Genomic DNA, 20030 nt, shown 5'->3' on the forward strand with positions numbered 1-20030 from the left:
GGCTCCCTGGGCTCAATAGGCGTGGGCGCCATGCGCGCCCAGGCTCATCTGGTACTGGATGAAGAACTGCCGGTCGGCGGCGCCTTCGCGGGCGCGGTCCTGCGCCAGCTGCAGCCGCACGCGCGAGAACTCGCTGGGATTGAACTCCAGCATCAGCGCGTGCTTGCGCGGCTTGAAGCCGCTGCCGGCCACCAGGCCGGCCGGGTCGTGCGGCGTGCCGGCGTCCAGGCGCTCGGTGCGCAGGCCCACGCGCCAGCGCGGCATGAACTGGTAGACGCCCTGCACGTACCAGCCCGACTGCGTGGCGCGGTAGTCGCCGCCGCTGCCGTCCTCCAGCGCCAGCGTGCCGCTGCGCCGCGCCTGCAGGACCTCGCCCTGGAGCTTGAAATGGGTGCGCGTGGCGTTGCCCTCGGGCGCCCACTTCCACACCGCGTCGGCGATCCACACCCGCGTGCGGCCGGTGAAGAAGGTGCTGGTGTCGTCCGCGGCCAAGCCGATGAGCTCCTGCCCGCTGGCACGGGCCTGGAGCACGGACACCCCCGCGCGCCAGCTGTGGCTGTCGCCGATGTCGCCGCCGGTGTGCACGCTGAAGGTGCGCAGGCCCGCGCCGTTGCCGGCGCTGTCGCCGCCGGGGAAGCCGGCGCCGCGGCCGACCTCGGCGCTGAGCTCCAGCAGCTGGTCGGTGGGCGCGATCCAGCGCAGCTGCAGCCCGTCGTCGCCGAGTTGCGTGCCCAGCAGCGCCTGGTAGGGGAGCGGGTTGTCCACGAAGTCCCAGGTGTGGGCGTGCTGCGGGTTGAGGTAGCCGACGTTGGAGAAGAAGCGCCCGGCGCGCAAGGTGAAGCCGCGGCCCAGCGCGGTGGTTTCGACGAAGGCCTCCTCGACCGAGAACTCGTTGTCGGGATGCAGCGCCAGCGCGGCCGCGCCGCGCAGCCAGGGATCGATGCTGGCCGAGAAGCGCAGCTCGCTCTCGCCCAGGTTCAGGCCGCGCGGGCCGGGGCCGGCCTCGGCGTCGGGCGGCAGTCCGAAACCGGCGATGCGGTAGCCCTCGGGGTCGCGCGAGGTGCGGGTGTACTGGCCGGCCAGGATCAGCGAGATGGCGGGATTGAAGGCGTTGGCCGCCGCGGCCGGGGCGGCACTGGAGGCGGTCTGGACGGTGTCAGGCGCGGTGGCCGGGGCGGCAGAAGGCGTCGCGGCCACGGCAGCCGGCGCGCGCGCGGCGCTCTCGGCCGCCTGCAGCCGCTGCTCCAGCGCCTGCAGCCGTGCCTCGTAGGCGTTGCGCAGGGTCTGGATCTCGTCACGCAGCGCCTGGAGATCAGCGGCGTTGACAGCCGGGGTGGCCGGGGCGGTCTGGGCGGCCGCGGGCGCGGCCAGGGCGGCCACCAGGGCCGCCGGCAGGAGGGAGTTCAAGTCGCAGGTCCTTCACGCGGGAACGTCGAAACGCGCCCGGCGGCGCGAAGAAGGCGCCACCGGGCACGGCAAAACGGCAGTCAGTGCGTGAAGGCGGGCGGGGCGCGGCTGCGGTAGGCCGGCGTGGGCGCGGCCCGGTGGACGCCGGCCGCGACGGGCAAAGGAGTCTCGTGGCCCAGGTCCAGCAGCGGCAGGTCCGCCGGCACGGCCGGCGGCGCGCCGGCGCTGACGGTGGCGGCCGTGCTGCACAGCGCGCAGTGCGCGGCGTGCAGCGCCTGCTTGTCCTGCAGGTCCTCGCCCCCGGCCAGGTGCGACACCGCATGCGCCGCCGCCACGGCCTGCGCCAGCGGCAGCAGCAGCACCAGCAGCAGCCACGCCAGGGCACGCTGCGGCAGGTGAAGGAGGCGTCGGGTTCGCATGGGAGGCGCGATCTTAGGCGCTCGGCGCGGCGGGGCGGTTCGACCCGGGCTCACGACGATGGATGCTCGTGCATCCACCACGTCGATTCAGGGCTTGGGTTGGGCCTTCTTCCAGTCCTCCACCGCCTTGAGCATCGCGCCGACATGGCCGTCGGGATTGAGGCTGGAGTACACGGCCAGCACCTTGCCCTGCGGGCTGATGGCGTAGGAGACGCGGTCGGCCATGTCGCGCTTGACCCACAGCGCGGCGTCGTAGGCCTTCATGACGCGCGCGCCCGCGTCGGCCGCCACGGCGAAGCGGTCGCGGCAGGCCTCGACCGAGAATTTCCTGAGCGTGTCGATGTCGTCGTTGGACATGCCGATCACGGTGGCGCCCAGCGCCTGGAACCGCGGCGTGGCCTCGGCGAAGGCATGCGCCTCCACGGTGCAGCCGCTGGTGAAGGCGCGCGGGTAGAAGTACAGCACCACCGGGCCCTTGCGCAGCGCCTCGGCCATCTGGAAGGTGAAGGCCTTGCCGCCCAGCGCCGCCTCGGCCGTGAAGTCCGGCGCGTCGGCCCCCACGGGCAGGGCCGCCTGGGCGGCCTGGACGGCGCAAAGGCCCAGCGCGGCCAGGCCCGCGCGCCAGCGAACAGCAGTCATGTCATCACTCCACGGCCGGGAAGCGGGCACTGTAGCGCCGGCGCGGCGCCACAATCCGGCGCCTCTCCCTTTCACACTTTCAGAGAAAGCCCGCCGTGGACTATCCGCAGTACGACCCCGCCCTGCCCGACCGCCCCTTGAGCGACGAGGAGCTGTCCAAGCTCGATGCCACCCTGCTGTCCCTGCCCGGGGAAGCAGCCATGAACGTGGAGGCGCTGGACGGCTACCTCACCGCGCTGCTGCTGGCGCCCACGCCGCTGGCCTCGCTGCCGACGACGCAGTGGCTGCCCGGGGTGTGGGGCGGCGACGGCGAGGACGGAAAGCCGTTCCCGAGCAACCGCAAGCGCAAGGACACGGCCGTGCTGGTGCTGCGCCACCTGCACAACATCGCCACGCGGCTGCGCGAGGCGCCCGACGACTGGGAGCCGGTGGTCAGCGTGGCCGAGACCAAGGACCAGGAGCTGATCGATGCCGAGGACTGGTGCATCGGCTTCCTGCAGGGCACGGAGCTGGACCGCGAGGGCTGGGACGCGCTGTTCGATGACCCCGAGCTGGGCGACGTGCTCGCGCCCATCGTGCTGCTGGGCGGCGACGACTCCGGGCTGGGCGAGGCCGAGCGCGCGCAGCTGCAGGACCCGCAGGCCCGCGACGAGCTCAGCCGCGCCGCGGTGGAAGCGGTGCTGGTGCTGTGGGAGCGCAAGCAGGCGCAAGCCCAGCAGGCCAGCCAGTGAAGCAACTGCTGTTTCCTGTGAGTTGACAACTTGCCCACCCAGTGACGCCGGGTGAGTTCTTCATCAACCAGGGGTTGACGATCCCGGCGCGCTGCGGGCGCGCTCGAACACCACCAGCAGGTTGTTGGCCGGCATCGCCACGGTCTCGCACCAGCCAAGGCCGGCGGCGCGGGCCGTGTCGGCCACGTCTTCCAGGCGGCGCAGGCCCCAGGCCGGGTCGCGCGCGCGCAGGTCGGCGTCGAAGGCGAGGTTGCTGGGTGCCGTGGGCACGCCCTCCCGGATGAAGGGCCCGTACAGCAGCAGCGGTGCGCCGGGGCGCAGGTGCCGTGCGGCGCCTTGCATCAGCCCGGCGCAGCAGGCCCAGGGCGCGATGTGCAGCAGGTTGGCGCAGAACAGCGCGTCCGCCTCGGCCGGCACGCCGTCCCAGCGCGGCGCCGTCACGTCCAGCCGCAGCGGCGGCAGCACGTTGGGCAGGCCCTCGCACCAGGCGGCGATGGAAGGCAGCGAGCGCGCCTCGGCGTCGCTGGGCTGCCAGCGCCAGCGCGGCAGCGCTTCACCGAGGTAGGCCGCGTGCTGGCCGGTGCCGCTGGCGATCTCCAGCAGCAGGCCGCCGCTGTCGGGCAGCACGCGCCGCAGCACCTGCAGGATGGGTTCACGGTTGCGCTCGGCGGCGGGGCTGTGCAGGCGAAGGTCCTCGTTCATGGCGCCATGCTAGGCGCGCCGCGCCGGCGCCCCGGCAACGGCATGGGCATCGGCGTTGCCGCGCCGCGCTTGCCTCATCAGCACCACAGGAGAAACCGCCATGCGCCCCATGTATCCGTCCAGCCGCCCCTCCGCCTCGGCTCTCAGCCTGCAGCGCGTCGCCGGGTTGATCCGGCAACTGAAGGCGTTCGACGACCGGCGCCCCAGCGTGCCGGGCGAGCACTTCGTTGCCTTCGGAACGGGCACGGCGCTGCTGTTGCGCGGGCGCCGCTCCGCCAGCCCGGTGCTGCGCACGCTCGCCTGCGCCGGCGGCCTGCTGCTCATGGCGCGCGGCCTCAGCGGCCGCGACGGGCTGCTGGCGCGGCTGCGGCGGCGCTGAGCGGGCGCGTCACCTGCGCGGGCGGTGTGGGCGTCGTCCGACATGGGCCGGCGGCGCCGTCCGATGGCCACGCTCGGGGGCCGCGGGCACGCTGCATGCACGGCCGATGCAGGCCCCTACAAACGGAGATGACGATGCGCAAGACTCCTCAACGCCGCGGCGCTCTCACCGCGGCCACCCTGCTCGCGGCGCTGCTGGCCAGCGGCTGCGCCAGCATGGACCGCTGCGACCGCAACACCGCTGTCGGCGCCGCCGTGGGCGGCGTGGCCGGCTCGGTGCTGACCGACCAGAGCACCCTAGGCACCGTCGGCGGCGCCGTCGCCGGCGGCGTGCTGGGGCGCGGGCGCGGCTGCTGAGCAGTTCGACCGTCCACCCGCTTCGGCCACTCGGCTTTCCCGCCAGGCTGACGCCGTCTCGCTCCCCTCGCCCGCGAAGCGGGAGAGGGGACGCTTCCATCTCAGCGGGTCATCCGGCGTCACCTGTTCTCACACCTACCTCCCCCGCCAGGCCCCCACCCGCCTCTGCCACTCGTGCAGCGGCGAGCCCGGCGGGTGCTGCTGCGAGGCGGCCAGGCGTTCGATCAGCTGCTCCTGCTCGCGTGTGAACTGCGCTGGGAAGACCGGTTTCACGTCCACGATGTAGTGCGCGCGCTCGCCGCCGCGCTCCTTCGGGTAGCCCAGGCCGCGCAGCCGGTAGCGCAGGTGGCGGCGGTCCAGGCGCAGCTGCTGCGTGCCGTCGAGGGTGGGCACGTCGATCCAGCGGTTGGCCATCCACAGGAAGCCGTCCACCGGCATCTCGCAGTGCAGCGTGCCGTCGGGCTCCAGCCTGAACAGCGGGTGCTCGCGCAGCGCGACGTGCAGCTTGAGGCGGTCGCCATGCGCGCCGCCGGCCAAGAGGTCCAGCACCTCGCCGTCGCGCAGGCCCGTGGGCAGGTCCACGGCGATCTCGTAGCGGCAGCGCCCCAGGTGGCCCTGGCCCTTGCAGGCCTCGCATTCCAGCCGCGCCAGGCCGTCGCCGTGGCAGGTGCCGCAGCTGTCGAAGCCGGCCACCCAGCCGAACCAGCCGCGCCGCGCCACGCGCCCGGCGCCATGGCAGGTTTCGCAGGGACGCGGGCTGTGCCGGTAGCCCAGGCCCTCGCAGGCGACGCAGCGCTCGGTGTGCAGGCCGCGCAGCACCGTGCGCCCGCCGGCGGCGCCCTGCTCCAGCGTCAGCTTGAGCTTGCGCTGGATGCGCCAGGGCGGGCGCGCCGGCGCGGGCGGCGGTTCCGGCGCGGCGTTCTTGCGCGGCCGGCTCGGCGGGGCCGGCGGCGGGCTGTGGCGGGCCTCGGCCTCCACGCCCTGGCGCAGCACTTCGAAGGCCAGGTTGATGCGCTGCATGCGCAACACCGCCTGCGGGCTGGCATTGCGGTCCGGGTGCCACTGCGACACCAGGCGGCGCCAGGCGGCCTTGATCTCGTGGTCGGTCGCGCCCGCGGCCAACCCCAGCTCGGCATAAGCGTCGTCGGTCCCCATGTCCCCCTCGTGGGCCGCGCGGTACGGCTCCGCGGCGGCGGCAGGCATGGTAGCCCAGGGGCCTGGAGCTCAAGGCCGCCCCACGACCGGGGCCGTGCCCGACAGGCGGCGGCTCAGGCGCCCTTCTTCAACGTGAACAGCTCATCGAGCTGCTCCGGCGCCACCGGCTTGGTGAGGTGGCGGTCGAAGCCGGCGTCCAGTGCCGCCTGCCGGTCCTGCGCCTGGCCCCAGCCGGTGAGCGCCACCAGCAGCAGCGCCGAGCCGCCGTCCTGGGCGCGGATGCGCCGCGCCACCTCGTAGCCGCTGAAGCCCGGCAGGCCGATGTCCACGATCGCCAGCTCCGGCCGGTACTCGCACGCCAGCGCCACCGCGCCGGGGCCGTCGTGCGCGGTGCGCACCTCGTGCCCCTGCAGCTCCAGCAGCAGCGCCAGGCTCTCGGCGGCGTCGGCGTTGTCGTCCACCACCATCACGCGCCGCGCCGGCGCCACGCTCGCGGGCGGGGACACGGGCTCCGCCTTGGCTTCGGGCGGCTGCGCCGGCAGCGGCAGCCGCAGCTCGAACTCGCTGCCGTGGCCCGGCCCGTCGCTGCGGGCGCGCACGCTGCCGCCATGCAGCCCGGCCAGGGCGCGCACCAGCGCCAGCCCCACGCCCAGGCCGCCATGCGTGCGCTGCAGCGCCGGCTGCACCTGGGAGAACATGTCGAAGACCTGGGACAGGTGCTCGGGGGCCAGGCCGATGCCGTTGTCGCGCACGCTGATCACGGCCTCGTCTCCCTCGCGGCGCACCCGCAGCTCGATGCGCCCGCCCTCGGGCGTGTACTGCGCGGCGTTGTTGAGCAGGTTGAGCAGCGCCTGCGTCAGCCGCGCCGGGTCGCCCACCAGGCGCAGCGGCTCGCCGGGCAGGAATTGGGCGAAGGCATGGCGCCGCGCCTGCAGCAGCGGCCGCGCGGCTTCCACCGCCGCCTGCACCACCTCGGCCAGCGCCAGCGGCTCACGCCGCAGCTCCAGCCGGCCCTGGGTGATGCGCGAGATCTCCAGCAGGTCGTCCACCAGCCGCGTGAGCTGGCGCAGCTGCCGCTGCAGCAGCTCGTGCGTCCACTGCAGCTGCGCGTCGCCGGCGGGCAGGCGCAGGCGCTGGATCTCCAGCGCGTGGCGCATGGGCGCCAGCGGGTTGCGCAGCTCGTGCGCCAGCGTGGCCAGGAACTCGTCCTTGCGCCGCGCCTCGTGCTGCAGCTCGGCATTGAGGCGCTGCAGCTCCTGCTCCGCGCGCTTGCGCTCGGTGATGTCGATGCCCAGGCCGTAGAGCATGGCCGCGCGCCCGTTGCCGTCGTCCACGGCGCGCCCGCGCCCCTCCATCCAGCCCCAGCGCCCCGAGGCGTGGCGGAAGCGGAACTCCACCACGTAGTCGCTCACCGACTCGATGCCCTGGCGCACGGCCTGCCGCACGGTCTGGCGGTCGTCGGGATGCACCAGGTCCAGGAACGCCTGCTCGTTGCCGTTGAAGCTGCCGACGTCCAGCCCGAACAGCTCCTCCAGCTCCTGGCTCCACCACACCTCGCCGCTGTCCAGGTGCCGGGACCACGCCCCCATGCGCCCGGCGCGCATGGCCAGGCCCAGCACCTCGCGGCTCTCGCGCAGCGCCTGCTCGGCCTGGCGGCGCGCCGACACGTCCTGCGCCATCACCGCCATGCCCTCGACACGGCCGTCGGGCCCGCGGTGCGGCACGTAGCTGACCTCCACGCAGCGCCGCCCCGCGCCCTTGAGATCGAGCTCGCCTTCGAAATGCACGCTCTCGCCGGCCAGCACGCGCGCGATCCGGGGCCCCAGCGAGCGCCAGGCCGCCTCGCCCAGCACCTCGGCCACGGAGCACCCGATGAGCTGCTCGCGCTCGCGCCCGAACCAGCGCTCGTAGCCCCGGTTGACGAAGCGGTAGCGCAAGTCGCGGTCCACGTAGGAGATGAGCGCGGGCACGTTGTCGGTGATGAGCCGCAGCCGCTCCTCGGCCTGGCGGCGCTGCGCCTGCGCGGCCTTCTCGGCGCTGATGTCGCGCGCCACCTTGGAGGCACCCACGATGCGGCCCCGGGCGTCGCGCACCGGCGACACCCCGAGCAGCACGTCGAGGCGCCGCCCGTCGCGCGTGAGCCGCACCGTCTCGTGATGCGCCACGCGCTCGCCGCGGGCCACGCGCTGCAGCAGCTGCAGCGCCTCCTCGGCGCGGTCGTCCGGCACGATCAGCGCCAGCGGCCGCCCCAGCGCCTGCGCCGCGGTGTGGCCGTACATGCGTTCGGCGCCGCCGTTCCAGGAAGTGATGACGCCATCGAGCGTGGTGCTGAGGATGGCATCGTCGGACGAGGCGACGATGGCGGCCAGCAGCGACTGCATGTCGCCGTGCGGGCTGTCCACGGAACTGTCGTCGATCATGGCGGTCCCCCGGGACGGCGCGCCGGCGAGGTCCGGCGCCACGCCGGACCGACGCCAAAAGGCGGCCCGCTCCGTCCTGCGAAGGGAATGAGCGGCAAGCGGCATGCCCCGGCGCGGGAATCCGGGGACGCCATGCGTGAAAAAGCCCCGCTGAGCGGGGCCTTCCAAGGCTTCAGCCAACCCGGCGGGCTGGCCACGCGCGCGTCGCTCAGGCCGCCTCTGCCTCGACCGCCGCTACGGCCTGCACGTCCTGCTTCGCCTGCGCCAGCGCCGCCGCGCGTGCCTCGGCACCCAGGCCGACACCCTCGGTGCGGATCACCTCGACGTCGGTGATGCCCAGGAAGCCGAACACGGTGCGCAGGTAGGCCTCCTGGTGATCGAGCGCCGCCTCGGCGGGGGTGCCGGCATAGCGGCCGCCGCGCGAGGACACGATCACGACCTTGCGCCCGCCGGCCAGGCCCTGCGGGCCCTGCGCGGTGTAGCGGAAGGTGCGCCCGGCCTGGGCGATGCGGTCGATCCAGGCCTTGAGTTGCGTGGGCACCGAGAAGTTGTACATGGGTGCGCCCACCACCACCACGTCGGCGCCCAGGAACTCGGCCAGCAGCTCCTCCGTCAACGCCAGCTCGCGCGCCACGGCCTCGCCCTCAGGGGCGGGCGCGCCCGGGGCCGGGCGCAGCGCCTGCAGCAGTTCGCCGCCCAGGTGCGCCAGAGGCTGCGCGGCCAAGTCGCGGTAGCTCACCGTCGCGCCCGCGGCGCGGTAGGCGGCGGCCAGCGTGGCCGTGACCTCGCGCGTCACCGACGCGGTACCGAGCGGGCTGGAATCCAGATGCAGAACCTTCATGGCGTACTCCGTTTAAATTCGTTGAAGCAGCATCGCGCTGCACGGTGTAAAGAATAGGTTCCGACCGCCCGCTCCTCTGTGGGAGCGGCGCAACGCATCGTTCAGACTAATTGAATTTAAACGCTCAGCGCGGCCGCCGCGGCGCCAGGCAGACCTGGTCGCGGCCTTCGCGCTTGGCGGTGTAGAGCGCGGCGTCGGCCTCGGCCAGCCACTGCGCGGCGTCGCGCTGCCAGCGTCCGGGCTCGGCGATGCCCACGCTCACCGTCACGTGCAGCCCGCCGGCCACGGGCACGGGCTGGGCCGCCAGCGCCGCGCGCACGCGCCGCGCCAGGAACTGCGCCTGCTCCGCGCTGCAGTCGTGCACCAGCACGGCGAACTCCTCGCCGCCGACGCGCCCGGCCACGTCGGCCTCGCGCACGTGGTGGCGCAGCAGCCGCGAGAAGTGGCGCAGCACCTCGTCGCCAGCCGGGTGGCCATGCTCGTCGTTGATGCGCTTGAAGTGGTCCAGGTCCAGCAGCATCAGCGCCACCGGCCGGGCGCTGCGGCGCCAGCGCGCGAATTCCGACTCCATCTGCGCGTGCCAATGCATCTTGTTGAGCAGCCCGGTGAGCGGATCGAACTGCACCAGCTCCCGCAGCTGCGCCTTCTGCTCGGCCAGCCGCAGCGACAGCCGGTAGGTGACGATGCCGATCACCAGCGGGTAGCTCACCAGGAAGGGAAGGCAGGCCGCCACCGTGGCCTGCGTGGCCAGCGGCTGCAGCTCCCAGCCCAGCAGCGCCCCGCCCGTGACCGTGCCCAGCGCCAGGGCCATGAGCCCGCGGCGGAACAGCCGCAGCCCGCCCACCGCCAGGTGGTTCATGCCCAGCATGGTGGCCACGAGCACGCTGGGCAGCAGGTTGAAGGCCATGGCCGCGAGCCAGAAGCCGCCGCCGAAGGCGTCGGCCAGCAGGTTGACGTGCTCGGCCCGGCGCGGCTGCGGCGCGCGGCGCGCGCGCCAGTGCGCCAGGTGCGGCCACAGCAGCGCATGACCCACCAGCAGCGGCCACAGCAGGTACAGCGCGTCGCGCTGCTGCAGCGTCGCGCCCACGGCCAGCCCGCCCAGCCCCAGCCCCAGCATGCGCGGCACGTACACCCGGTGCACGAGGCCCATGCCGGGGCGGTGCGCCGCGGACGCGGCGATGGCAGCGATGGCCTGGCCGGCGGCCATGCTCAGGCCTCGACCGGCCCGGACATCCAGCGCTCCAGCGCCGCCGCGGGCATCGGGCGCGCGATCCAGTAGCCCTGCAGCAGGTCGCAGCCGATCTCGGCCAGCGCCTGCGCATGCGGCCGCGTCTCCACGCCCTCGGCCACGGTGCGCACGCCGAAGGCGCCGGCCAGGCCCACCACGGCGCGCACGATGTGCATGTCGCCCTCGTCGGTGAGCATGCGCCGCACGAAGCCCTGGTCGATCTTGAGCGACTTCACCGGCAGCTGGCGCAGGTAGTGCAGCGAGGAATAGCCGGTGCCGAAGTCGTCCAGCGCGAAGCACACGCCCGCGTGCGCGCAGGCTTCCATGGCGGCCACCACGGCCGCCAGGTCCGACAGCGCCGCGGTTTCCAGCACCTCCAGCTCCAGCCGGCCGGGCGGCACCTGGTGCTGCCGCACGAGCTGCGTCACGCGCGCGGCCAGTTGCGGGTGCAGCAGCGTGGCCGCCGAGAGGTTGATGCTCAGGCCCAGCTCCCGGCCCTCGCGTGCCCAGCGGCCGAGCTGGGCCGTGCCCTGCTCCAGCACGTGCCAGTCGATCTCGCACTCCAGCGCCGTGCCCTGCAGCTGGGGCAGGAAGTCACCGGGCGTGAGCAGCCCGCGCTCGGGGTGCTGCCAGCGCAGCAGCGCCTCGGCGCCGACGGGGCAGCGCGTGCGCGCGTCGATCTTGGGCTGGTAGTACAGCGCCAGCTCGCCGGCATGCAGCGCCTGGCGCATGCGCTGGGCCTGCTGCTCGCGCCCAAAGAGGTCCACCTCGTGCTCGGCCACGAAGCAAGCGTGGTTCTTGCCCTGGCGCTTGGCGCGCAGCATGGCCTGCGCGGCGTTGCGCAGCAGGTGGCCGGGCGTGCGCCCATGCTCGGGGTAAAGCGCGATGCCGACGCTGCTGGTCACGCGCGCACTGCCGTGCTCCAGCTCGAAGGGCGCGCCCAGCACCGCCAGCACGCGCTCGGCCACGGCGCGCACCTCGTCCTCGGTGTGGGCCTGGCCCAGCAGCAGCACGAACTCGTCGCCGCCCAGCCGCGCCACGGTGTCGCCGCTGCGCAGCGTCTGGCGCAGGCGCTCGGCGGCCAGCACCAGCAGCGCGTCGCCCGTGGCATGGCCCCAGGCGTCGTTGACCTCCTTGAAGCCGTCGAGGTCGAGGTAGCACACGGCCACGTGCTCGCGCCGCCGCCCGGCCTGCGCGATGAGCGTCTCCAGCCGGTCGGACAGCAGCACGCGGTTGGGCAGCCCGGTCAGCGCGTCGTAGTGCGCCAGCCGCTGCAGCGTCTCCTGCTGGCGCTTGAGGCTGGTGATGTCGCTGAAGATGGCCACGTAGTGGGTAAGGCGCCCCTGCGGGTCGCGCACGGCCGAGATGCGCAGCAGCTCCGCCAGCAGCGTGCCGTCGGCGCGGCGGTTCCAGATCTCGCCGCTCCAGCCGTCCTTGTCCAGCAGCTCGGCCCACATCGCCTGGTAGAAGGCCTTGTCGTGGCGCCCGCTGGAGAGCACCGAGGGCTTGCGGCCGACGACCGCGTCGCGGTGGTAGCCGGTGATCTCCTCGAAGGCGGCGTTGACGTCGAGGATGCGGCCCTGCGGGTCGGTGATGGCGATGCCCTCGCGCGAGCCGTCGTAGACGCTGGCGGCCAGGCGCAGCCGCTCCTCGGTGCGCAGCCGCTCGCTGACGTCGGTGAGCGTGCCGGCCAGGCCCTGCGGCCGGCCCCGCGCGTCGCGCACCAGCCGCGCATGCAGCTCCACCCACCTGGGGCTGCCCTGCTGCGTGAGCAGCCGCGCCAGGTGCAGGCAGTCCTCCTGGCCGCTCCCGATCAGCGCCGCCAGCCGCGCCGCGGCGGCGTCGCGGTCCAGCGGGTGCAGCGACTGCAGCCACTCCAGCCCCAGCGTGCCCGCCACCGGGCGGCCGGTGAGCTCGGCCCAGGCCCGGTTGAGGAAGACCCAGCGTCCCTGCGCATCGATGCGAAACACCACGTCCCGGAGGTGATGGACCACGCAATCCGGCTCGGCGGCAAGGAGATCGAAACGACAGGGCGCGGACTGATTCATGCCAAAGGCGTGGCTGCCGCGAGGCCTGCAGCCACCGAACGTTTATCGGCCAGCGGATACCACGGCGCAACGAAGCCGGCGTGACGTGAATCACGCCGGCGCGCGTACCGTGGACGGCGGGCTGGGGAGTGGATTCGCCCGCAACCGGGCGCGCGCCGGGCACGGCGCAAGGGCGGAAGTGTCGCACGCGGGATTCGGAGGTCATCTTGACATCGCTCAGCCCGGCGCGAGGCGCGGGGCGCGAGGCGCGAGGCGCGGGGCGCGGGGCGCGGCTCAGGGCGCAGCCGGCACCGCCTGCGCGCGCAGCTCGAACCCGATGTCGAGCCGGTCCTCCACGCGCAGCGCGCCGCCGAGCACGCTCAGCGGCTCGATGCCGAAGTCGCTCTGCAGCAGCGCCAGGCGGCCGCGCGCGCGCAGCTCGCCCTCCGCCACGCTCCAGTCCACCGGCACGCGCTGGCGCCGGGTGACGCCGTGCAGCGTGATCTCGGCCTGCACCTCGGCGCCGGGGTGGGCCGCAGCCCACAGCCGCACCCGCGCCAGCGGGAAGGCATCGGCCTGCAGCACGCGCTGCAGCATGTTCTGACGCGTGCCCTCGATGGCGGCGGCCGAGGGCTGCGTGTCCAGGGCGTAGCGCGCGCGCAGCGCGGGCTCGTCCACCACCAGGCCATGCAGGGCCACGGTGATCTCGCCCTGCGCCTCGCCCGGGCCGGCGGGCAGGCGCAGCCAGCCCTGCAGCGCCGGGTGGCTGACCACATGGTCATGCCCCAGCCGCGCCAGCGCGCCGCCGCGGCGCACGAGCACGGCCAGCTCGGAGCGCCCGGCGTCCAGGACGTAGTCGCCGGCGGGAAGCGCGGCGCCCGGTGAGGACGCGGCGGGAACGGAAGCGGCCGGGGACGGCGCTGCGGCGTCCGGCGCCGCAGCGGAGCGGGGGCCACAGGCGGCCAGCGCCGACAGCGCCAGCACGGTGGCCAGGGCGCGCGGCAAGGACGGATCGGGCTTCATCGGCGCTTTCCGGGTGGGAAGAGAAGCCGTCACCCTAGCCTCAGCCCCCGCCCTCCTCCAACGCGGTCTCCTTGCCGCCGCGGCGCAGCAGCTTGCTGAAGGGCGGCAGCCCGGCCAGGAGCTGACGGCCGAAGGGGGTGCTGGCCAGGCGCGGGTCGTAGCACACCAGCGTGGCGCGATCGGCCTCGCTGCGGATGCCGCGCCCGGCCCACTGGTTGAGCCGCACGCCCGTGGCCGGCACGGTCAGCTCCACGAAGCTGTTGCGGCCCTTGGCCTCCAGCCACTCGCTGCGCGCCTCCGACACCGGGTCGCTCGGGTTGGCGAAGGGCACCTTGGGCATCAGCACCCACTCGCACAGCGTGCCGGGCAGGTCCAGCCCCTCGCCGAAGCTCTGCAGCCCGACCAGCACCGAGCGCTGGCCGCGCGCCACCGCCTCGCGGTGCCGGCGCAGCAGCTGCTCGCGCGAGGCGCTGCCCTGCACCAGCAGGTCGTTGCGGACCTCCGGCGGCATCGCGTCCACCAGGGCGCGCAGCTGCACCCACGACGAGCACAGCAGCAGCGCGCCGTGCTGCACCTCGCGCAGGTCGCTGGCGATGAGCCGGCCGCACTCGCGGTTGTGCGCGGCCGGGTCCTTGGGGCTGGCCTGCGTGGCCACGACGATGAAGCGGCCCTGCCGCCCATAGTCGAAGGGACTCTGCACCTCCAGCGTGCGCGTGCCCTCCACGTACTCCAGCCCGGCGTCGCGCAGGAAGAAGTCGAACTTGCCCAGCGCGCGCAGCGTGGCCGAGGTGACCACCGCGCCGCGCAGCCGGCTCCACAGGTTGCGCTGCAGCAGGGCGCCGGCGAACAGCGGGCAGGCCTTGGCCTCCAGCTGCACCACGCCGCCTTCGGCGCGGAAATCGAACCACTTGGCCGGCGGCATGGCGCCCTCGTCGAGCATCAGCTCGGCCGTCTCCACCAGCTCCGTCAGGCGCCGCGCCTGCGGGCCGATGGCCAGCAGGTGCGGATTGACCTCGGCGGCGCTGTCGGGCTCGTCGCTGCGCTTGCGCCGCATCCAGGTCGAGAAGTCCGCCAGCTTCGACTCGCAGCCGGCGGCGATCTGGTGCAACTCCTCCCAGAAATCGCGCAGCTCCTCGGAGAGTTTTCCCTGCGGCAGCCGCACGCGCATCGGCTCGGAGCTGCCGCCGGCGGCGTGGACCTGCAGCTTCTCCGAGTGGGCGTCCAGCAGCGCGCGCGCGAGCTGGCCCAGCTTCTCGCGCAGCGGGCCCAGGCCGTCGGGCATCCCTTCGGCCGGGTAGTCCAGCTCGGCGGCGGCGGCGGCCAGGGCGCGCTCCAGCCGCGTGGCCCAGGCGGTGCTGGTCAGCACCGTCTCGCTGGCGCCGTGCGACAGCGCGGTGGCGGGCAGGTGGTGACCCTCGTCGAAGACGTAGATGGCGCGCTCGCCCGAAGGGAGCGCCGACTTGTCGCTGCGCAGCGAGGCCAGCACCAGGTCGTGGTTGGCGACCAGCACGTCGGCGGCGGCGGCCACGCGCTTGGCACCGTAGTAAAGGCAGTCCTGGTACTGCTCGCAGGCCGGGCCGGTGCAGGCATGGCGGTCGGCGGCGATGCGGCCCCAGCCCTGCAGCGCCTCGCCGTCCAGGCTGTCGCGCTCGCCGTCCCAGGCGCCGGACTGGAGTTTCCTTTGCAGCTTCTGGAACACGGCGGCGTCGGCCTCGGCCGCGCCCTGCTGCGCCGCGTCGCCCAGGTCGAACTCCTCCTGCGCCTGGCCCGAGGCATGAGCCTCCAGCTTGAGCAGGCAGACGTAGCGGCCGCGGCCCTTGAGCATGGCGTAGCTGAAGGGCTCGGTGGACGCCTTGGCCAGCTCCGGCAGGTCCTTGTGCATCAGCTGCTCCTGCAGCGCGATGGTGGCCGTGGAGATCAGCAGTTTCACCTTGCGGGCGCGGGCCAGCTGCAGCCCGGCCAACAGGTACGCGCGGGTCTTGCCCACGCCGGTGCCGGCCTCGATGACGGCCACCTTGGGCTGCGGCGGGTTGGCGGGGTCGAAGTCGGCATCGGCCAGCGTCTCGGCGATGGCGTGCAGCATCTGCAGCTGGCCCTCGCGCGGCTGGAAGCCGTCGAGCCGGTCGGCCAGGCCGAAATACTGCGCATCCAGCGCGTCGTGCAGCGCCTGCTTGTCCATGGATCTGATGAGAGTGGCCCCGGAAGGGAGGTGCGCGGGCGCGCGGGGGCGTGGATAAAAAGACAGTTTAGCGGGCGGACCCCGTCGGCCGGGCGGCGTCAGGCCTTGCCCTGCCGGGCGGCGCGCCGTGAACGCCTGGGAACGTCCATTGCACTGCAGCAACGGCAACCCACGGATTCGAAAGCGAGGGCCCCATGCTCGGCGGCGTGTCGGTAAAACAGTTCCTGAAGGAGCTGTACCAGGAGATCAGCGAGGACGACATCTTCAACGGCGCGGCGGCGCTGGGCTTCTACCTGACGCTGGCCATCTTCCCGGCCATGATCTTCGTGATGGCGGTGGTGCCCTTCCTGCCCATCCCCCACGTGGACCAGGCCATCATGGACCTGCTGCGCCAGGCCATGCCGGCCAACGCCGCGCAGATGTTCCAGGACGTGGTGCAGCAGATCACCGGCGAGCAGCGCGGCGGGCTGCTGTCGCTGGGCTTCCTGGGCACGCTGTGGGCCACCTCCACCGGCATGTACGCGGTGATGCAGCAGCTCAACATCACCTACGACGTCAAGGAAGGGCGCGGCTTCCTCAAGGCCCGCCTCACCGCCATCGCGCTGAGCGTGATGTTCGTGGTGCTGATCGTCACCGGCTTCTCGCTGATCGTGCTCGGCGGCGTGATCCAGGACTGGCTGGCGCAGTACGTGGGCCTGAGCGACTGGCTGCTGTGGCTCTTCGCCGCGCTGCGCTGGGCGATCATCGTGCTGGGGCTGATGCTGGCCTTCGCGCTGATCTACTACCTGGCGCCGGACGTGAAGCAGAAGTTCGTCTTCATCACCCCGGGCAGCGTGCTGGGCGTGCTGGCGCTGATCGTGGCCTCGCTGGGCTTTGCCCTCTACGCCACCAACTTCGGCAACTACGACGCCACCTACGGCTCCATCGGCGCGGTCATCGTGCTGATGCTGTGGCTCTACATCGTGGGGCTGGTGATCCTGCTGGGCTCGGAGATCAACGCGCTGGTCGAGCACCACGCCGACCAGGGCAAGAAGAAGGGCGAGAAAGTCGAAGGCCAGGCCGCGCGCGACCCGGCCACGCGGCGCCGCGTGCAGGCCGTGGCACCCGAGCATGGCGGGCTGGAGACCAAGCGCGGCGGGGCGCAGTGACGCAGCGCCTGGGCCTTCAGCGCGCGGCGCGCACCACCTCGCGCAGGTGCGCGCGCCGCCGGGCGGCGCCGATGGCGGCGCGGCGGCAGCGCAGGTGCTCCTCGACGAAGGGCAGGCCCACCAGCAGCACGCCGGCCGCCAGCACGCCCCACAGGTAGGCCGGCGGCAGCGGCGGCTCCTTCCAATAGAAGCCCCAGTCCGGCGTGCCGCGGCCCAGCAGCGCGGCGGCCTGGTCGTGGTGGATCAGCGCCAGGCTCACCAGCGCGGCCCAGGGCAGCGACAGCTGCAGCGCGTGCATCCACTGCTCCACCGGCGGGATGCGGCGCCGCGCCGCGGCGTAGCTCAGGTCCCACCAGGTGGTGAGCTCATGCGCCAGCACCAGCACGAACATCAGCGCCAGCACGCCGGCGCTGATGTCCAGCAGCAGCGCGGCGGCCAGCGCCGGCCCCATCTCCAGCAGCATCAGCCAGTGCAGCATCGACTCGTACGGGCCGGCGTTGTGCTCGATGCGCTGCACGCGGTGGCACAGCCAGTCGCCGAAACCGGCCAGCAGCCACAGCGGCAGCAGGCCCCAGAGCAGCAGTTGCTGCAGCAGCATCGCGGTCATGTCCATGCCCGCGCGGCGGCAAGGCCCGTGCCCCGCGCGCCGCGCCCGCGCCGGCCGGCACCGGAGCGGGCCCACGATCTGGGAGCGGCGCTGGGAACGGCGCTTGCAGCCCGGCGGTCCCGCCACTCCCGGGCCCTGGCCCCAAGCGCATGACCACGGCTGCATTGAAGCGACTGCAACTGGGCTGCGGCCCGAATCCGGCGCCGGGCTGGATCAACACCGACTGGACGCCGCATCCCGGCGTGGACCTGGTGGGCGACATCCGCCAGGGGCTGGCGCTGGAGAGCGGCTGCATCGACCACGCCGTGGCCATTCACTTCCTGCAGGACCTGTTCTGGCCCGACATCCCCGGCGTGCTGCGCGAAGTCCGCCGCGTGCTGCGCCCGGGCGGCGTGCTGCGCCTGGGCCTGCCCGACATGGAGCGCGCCATCGCCGCCTGGCAGCGCGGCGACACGGCCTATTTCCACGTGCCCGACGAACACGCGCGCTCCGTGGGCGCCAAGCTGGTGACGCAGCTGATCTGGTACGGCTCGGTGCACACGCCCTTCAATTTCGAGTTCGCGCAGGAGCTGCTGCACGACGCGGGCTTTCACGCCATCGTGCGCTGCGCCTTCCGCGAAAGCGCCAGCGGCATCGAGGGCATCACGGCGCTGGACAACCGGGAGCGGGAGAGTTTTTTCGTGGAGGCCAGGGCCTGAGCGCCCTGCCCCGCTATCCGTCCCCCAGCTCCGCCGCGATCTCCAGCAGCTGCTGCGGCGTGGGCTGGTCCCAGCCCGGGCCGTAGGCGCCCACGGCGTACCAGCGCACCATCTCCGGCAGCACCAGCGGGTGTTGCCAGCCGCTGGTCTGCAGCCGCTTGCGGATGGACGGGTGCACCTGGCGCGCCTCCATGTCGGCCAGCAGCTGTTCGCACAGCGTGGCCTGCGCCTCGGCCGAGAGCGCGGCGATGTCGTCCACCACGTGCTCGCGCCGGCGCCGCAGCCAGGCCTCCACCCAGCGCGCCTGGCGCCGCGCCGATGGTTTCAGCACGCCGTCCCCGGCATCGGCCTCGGCCGCGACCAGCGTCAGCAGGCTCGCGACGCCGGCCGGCCCGGGCTTGACCACCGGGCCCGGCGCCGGCCGGGACGCAGGCGCGGGCGGCGCGGGAGGCGGCTCCACGGCGGGCGCGGGCGCCGTCTCGCCGGCCAGGATCGCCTTGAGGTAGCGCGCCGGGTCGCGCAGCGGCTCGGGGAAGTTGGAGGCCGAGCGCCGAGCCAGCAGCTCCAGCGCCGACTGCACCGCCGCGGCGCCGTAGGCCTGGACCAGCTGCTCCGTCTTCTCCTCGGCGATGCCCAGCGCCTGGGCGCTGCCCACGAGCTGCAGGTCCACCGGCGGCACGCTCGCCGCTGCCGGCAGCGCCGCCTGCGGCTTGGGCCGGATCAGGAACTGGATGTCGCCGATGAAGCGGCCTTCCTTGTACTCGGCCAGCTCCACCTGCAGGTCGGTCAGCGCGCACACCTCGGCGATGGCGGGCTTCAGGGTGTCGCGCTTGAAGATGCGGTACTCCAGCTTCGCGGTGCGCTCGCTCTCGGGCTGCCCGCTGAGCACCGGGCGCCACCAGCGCCAGTGCTGGCGCGAGGTGCGGCCCACGTCCTTGTAGCGGGTGCAGATCTCGTACAGCGCGATGCCGGCATGCGAGCGCAGCTGGCTGATGATCTCCAGCTTCAGCCGGGCAAAGACGCTGGGCTCCAGCAGCTCCTGCTTCAGGTTCACGGCGTAGGACCATTCCACCCACACCTGCCCGCGCTCCTTGGTCAGCCGCGCATGCGCCAGCAAGCCGCTGACGTTCCAGGCCATGCCCTCGCCGGTGGTGGGCGACTGCCACTCCACGGTGGTGGACACCATGGCGCGCAGGTGCTTCTTGATCAGCGCGTGGTCGTTGGAGTCGAAGTCCACGCCGCGCACGATGCGCTCCAGCGGCGCGCGGAACACGTCCTTGTCCAGGCCCTGCGCCTGCGCCTCGTGCAGCAGCACGTTGTAGCTCTTGCGCCCCAGCGAGGTGATGCGGGCGGACTTGGGCACGATCGCCAGCGTGTTCACCGGCTTGCGCACGGTGACGGCCCGCGCGGCGTCGCCCGCGGCCTTGCGGGACTTGCGGCGCTTGGGGCCGGGAGAGGAAGCGTCGCTGGACATGGCGGGCACTGTAGCTCATAGGTGAGTGGGCCCACTCACGTGAAAGCGCTCCAGGCCCGAAGCGCCTTTCCCGAAAAAGCTCACCTGGCGCGGCGGACGGTCAGGGTGGCCCGAACGGCCCTGCTCCCGAAACATCTCACGTGCCGCGGGGCGGCACCGGCGCGCGAGCCCGGCCTGGAACTCCTGAAAACTCTCACTCGCAGCTGCCAGGCGTTTCCTGAACAGTCTCATCTCGGTTCCGCCGCCGCCGCTCCGGCCGGCTCCGGGCTCTCCTGAAAAATCTCACCCCACACACCAGGGCAGGCCAGGGTGAACGAGGCTGGAGCCGCCGCCCTGGTTCGCCCTGCGCCACTTATCGGTTCCACTGCTGCACCGCAACATGCCGGCCCGCTGACCTGAAAACCCTCACCTGTCCGGTCCACGGCATGCGCGGCTTGTGCACAGCCGGCCACCGGCACAAGCCCTGAATCCGCTCACGTCTTGTCCTGAAAAGACTCCGATGGGTCCCGTATCCCTGCATCCGCAACCCTGAAAACTCTCCGCCCGCTCCCGTTTCCACTCACCTGGAATGAGATAAGTGGCTGTCATATAAAGAAT

Annotated in this window: 18 protein-coding genes and 1 pseudogene; 6 read left to right on the forward strand and 13 right to left on the reverse strand. The window is 73.2% G+C overall.

Annotation, left to right across the window (positions count from 1 at the left end; translation table 11 throughout):
- Nucleotides 1–12 precede the first annotated feature (12 nt).
- From HHL10_RS11845 to HHL10_RS11855, 3 genes are all read right to left on the reverse strand, one after another.
- The gene (locus HHL10_RS11845) at nt 13–1407 is read right to left on the reverse strand and encodes a putative porin (RefSeq protein WP_169160572.1); all 1395 of its coding nucleotides are present in this window, start codon (nt 1405–1407) and stop codon (nt 13–15) included.
- Nucleotides 1408–1487: 80 nt separating this feature from the next.
- Nucleotides 1488–1826: a hypothetical protein gene (locus HHL10_RS11850; RefSeq protein WP_169160573.1), complete on the reverse strand. Its 339-nt coding sequence runs from the start codon at nt 1824–1826 to the stop codon at nt 1488–1490.
- An 87-nt stretch (nt 1827–1913) separates the two neighbouring features.
- Nucleotides 1914–2465, reverse strand: a complete 552-nt coding sequence (locus HHL10_RS11855; protein WP_169160574.1) for a peroxiredoxin — start codon at nt 2463–2465, stop codon at nt 1914–1916.
- Between the two features lie 95 nt (nt 2466–2560).
- Between HHL10_RS11855 and HHL10_RS11860 the strand changes: the two genes are divergently transcribed.
- Complete coding sequence (locus HHL10_RS11860; protein WP_169160575.1) at nt 2561–3196, forward strand: UPF0149 family protein; 636 nt, start codon at nt 2561–2563, stop codon at nt 3194–3196.
- 63 nt (nt 3197–3259) lie between these two features.
- Here HHL10_RS11860 and HHL10_RS11865 read toward each other — a convergent pair whose 3' ends face one another.
- Entirely contained in the window at nt 3260–3898 is a 639-nt protein-coding gene (locus HHL10_RS11865; protein WP_169160576.1) for a DUF938 domain-containing protein, read from the reverse strand.
- 100 nt (nt 3899–3998) lie between these two features.
- Here HHL10_RS11865 and HHL10_RS11870 point away from each other — a divergent pair, with 100 nt between their 5' ends.
- A complete protein-coding gene (locus tag HHL10_RS11870; RefSeq protein WP_169160577.1) occupies nt 3999–4277 on the forward strand; it encodes a hypothetical protein in 279 nt (92 codons plus the stop codon).
- A gap of 134 nt (nt 4278–4411) precedes the next feature.
- On the forward strand, nt 4412–4633 hold the full coding sequence (locus HHL10_RS11875) for a YMGG-like glycine zipper-containing protein (protein ID WP_169160578.1): 222 nt from the start codon (nt 4412–4414) through the stop codon (nt 4631–4633).
- Nucleotides 4634–4768: 135 nt separating this feature from the next.
- Here the strand turns inward: HHL10_RS11875 and HHL10_RS11880 are convergent, their stop codons facing one another.
- The 5 genes from HHL10_RS11880 to HHL10_RS11900 all read right to left on the reverse strand — a co-directional run bounded on the left by HHL10_RS11880 (nt 4769) and on the right by HHL10_RS11900 (nt 12271).
- Entirely contained in the window at nt 4769–5788 is a 1020-nt protein-coding gene (locus HHL10_RS11880) for a DnaJ domain-containing protein (protein WP_169160579.1), read from the reverse strand.
- Between the two features lie 113 nt (nt 5789–5901).
- Nucleotides 5902–8208: a PAS domain S-box protein gene (locus tag HHL10_RS11885; RefSeq protein ID WP_169160580.1), complete on the reverse strand. Its 2307-nt coding sequence runs from the start codon at nt 8206–8208 to the stop codon at nt 5902–5904.
- 208 nt (nt 8209–8416) lie between these two features.
- Nucleotides 8417–9049, reverse strand: a complete 633-nt coding sequence (locus HHL10_RS11890; protein ID WP_169160581.1) for an FMN-dependent NADH-azoreductase — start codon at nt 9047–9049, stop codon at nt 8417–8419.
- Between the two features lie 124 nt (nt 9050–9173).
- Nucleotides 9174–10256, reverse strand: a complete 1083-nt coding sequence (locus HHL10_RS11895) for a diguanylate cyclase (protein ID WP_169160582.1) — start codon at nt 10254–10256, stop codon at nt 9174–9176.
- Between the two features lie 2 nt (nt 10257–10258).
- Nucleotides 10259–12271, reverse strand: a complete 2013-nt coding sequence (locus HHL10_RS11900; protein WP_169160583.1) for a putative bifunctional diguanylate cyclase/phosphodiesterase — start codon at nt 12269–12271, stop codon at nt 10259–10261.
- On the opposite strand from HHL10_RS11900, the gene HHL10_RS11905 reads away from it, so the two are divergent.
- Nucleotides 12263–12409, forward strand: a complete 147-nt coding sequence (locus tag HHL10_RS11905; RefSeq protein ID WP_169160584.1) for a hypothetical protein — start codon at nt 12263–12265, stop codon at nt 12407–12409. The two genes, HHL10_RS11900 and HHL10_RS11905, sit on opposite strands and share 9 nt — an antisense overlap.
- 189 nt (nt 12410–12598) lie before the next feature.
- Here the strand turns inward: HHL10_RS11905 and HHL10_RS11910 are convergent, their stop codons facing one another.
- Nucleotides 12599–13327, reverse strand: a complete 729-nt coding sequence (locus HHL10_RS11910) for a YceI family protein (RefSeq protein ID WP_169160585.1) — start codon at nt 13325–13327, stop codon at nt 12599–12601.
- Nucleotides 13328–13367: 40 nt separating this feature from the next.
- Nucleotides 13368–15506 (reverse strand): ATP-dependent DNA helicase DinG, encoded by a 2139-nt coding sequence (dinG, locus tag HHL10_RS11915; protein ID WP_169160586.1) that lies wholly within the window; start codon nt 15504–15506, stop codon nt 13368–13370.
- 194 nt (nt 15507–15700) lie between these two features.
- On the opposite strand from dinG, the gene HHL10_RS11920 reads away from it, so the two are divergent.
- Nucleotides 15701–16654: a YihY/virulence factor BrkB family protein gene (locus HHL10_RS11920; protein WP_169160587.1), complete on the forward strand. Its 954-nt coding sequence runs from the start codon at nt 15701–15703 to the stop codon at nt 16652–16654.
- 16 nt (nt 16655–16670) lie between these two features.
- Here the strand turns inward: HHL10_RS11920 and HHL10_RS11925 are convergent, their stop codons facing one another.
- Nucleotides 16671–17267 carry a diguanylate cyclase gene (locus HHL10_RS11925; protein ID WP_205833009.1) on the reverse strand — a complete coding sequence of 199 codons (597 nt, stop codon included), beginning with the start codon at nt 17265–17267 and terminating at the stop codon, nt 16671–16673.
- Nucleotides 17268–17407: 140 nt separating this feature from the next.
- Between HHL10_RS11925 and HHL10_RS11930 the strand changes: the two are divergent.
- A pseudogene (locus HHL10_RS11930) lies at nt 17408–17959 on the forward strand (class I SAM-dependent methyltransferase); the annotation flags it as partial.
- A 13-nt stretch (nt 17960–17972) separates the two neighbouring features.
- Here HHL10_RS11930 and HHL10_RS11935 read toward each other — a convergent pair.
- On the reverse strand, nt 17973–19433 hold the full coding sequence (locus tag HHL10_RS11935; RefSeq protein WP_169160589.1) for a replication initiation protein: 1461 nt from the start codon (nt 19431–19433) through the stop codon (nt 17973–17975).
- Nucleotides 19434–20030: the final 597 nt, after the last annotated feature.

Source organism: Azohydromonas caseinilytica (genome assembly GCF_012927045.1).
Lineage (GTDB): Bacteria > Pseudomonadota > Gammaproteobacteria > Burkholderiales > Burkholderiaceae_C > Azohydromonas > Azohydromonas caseinilytica.

Excerpts from the sequence above, each read along its gene's own strand:
- HHL10_RS11850 (WP_169160573.1), bottom strand. The coding sequence starts at position 1,826 with ATGCGAACCCGACGCCTCCTTCACCTGCCGCAGCGTGCCCTGGCGTGG.
- HHL10_RS11855 (WP_169160574.1), bottom strand. The coding sequence starts at position 2,465 with ATGACTGCTGTTCGCTGGCGCGCGGGCCTGGCCGCGCTGGGCCTTTGC.
- HHL10_RS11865 (WP_169160576.1), bottom strand. The coding sequence starts at position 3,898 with ATGAACGAGGACCTTCGCCTGCACAGCCCCGCCGCCGAGCGCAACCGT.
- HHL10_RS11870 (WP_169160577.1), top strand. The coding sequence starts at position 3,999 with ATGCGCCCCATGTATCCGTCCAGCCGCCCCTCCGCCTCGGCTCTCAGC.
- HHL10_RS11875 (WP_169160578.1), top strand. The coding sequence starts at position 4,412 with ATGCGCAAGACTCCTCAACGCCGCGGCGCTCTCACCGCGGCCACCCTG.
- HHL10_RS11880 (WP_169160579.1), bottom strand. The coding sequence starts at position 5,788 with ATGGGGACCGACGACGCTTATGCCGAGCTGGGGTTGGCCGCGGGCGCG.
- HHL10_RS11885 (WP_169160580.1), bottom strand. The coding sequence starts at position 8,208 with ATGATCGACGACAGTTCCGTGGACAGCCCGCACGGCGACATGCAGTCG.
- HHL10_RS11890 (WP_169160581.1), bottom strand. The coding sequence starts at position 9,049 with ATGAAGGTTCTGCATCTGGATTCCAGCCCGCTCGGTACCGCGTCGGTG.
- HHL10_RS11895 (WP_169160582.1), bottom strand. The coding sequence starts at position 10,256 with ATGGCCGCCGGCCAGGCCATCGCTGCCATCGCCGCGTCCGCGGCGCAC.
- HHL10_RS11905 (WP_169160584.1), top strand. The coding sequence starts at position 12,263 with ATGGACCACGCAATCCGGCTCGGCGGCAAGGAGATCGAAACGACAGGG.
- HHL10_RS11910 (WP_169160585.1), bottom strand. The coding sequence starts at position 13,327 with ATGAAGCCCGATCCGTCCTTGCCGCGCGCCCTGGCCACCGTGCTGGCG.
- dinG (WP_169160586.1), bottom strand. The coding sequence starts at position 15,506 with ATGGACAAGCAGGCGCTGCACGACGCGCTGGATGCGCAGTATTTCGGC.
- HHL10_RS11920 (WP_169160587.1), top strand. The coding sequence starts at position 15,701 with ATGCTCGGCGGCGTGTCGGTAAAACAGTTCCTGAAGGAGCTGTACCAG.
- HHL10_RS11925 (WP_205833009.1), bottom strand. The coding sequence starts at position 17,267 with ATGGACATGACCGCGATGCTGCTGCAGCAACTGCTGCTCTGGGGCCTG.
- HHL10_RS11935 (WP_169160589.1), bottom strand. The coding sequence starts at position 19,433 with ATGTCCAGCGACGCTTCCTCTCCCGGCCCCAAGCGCCGCAAGTCCCGC.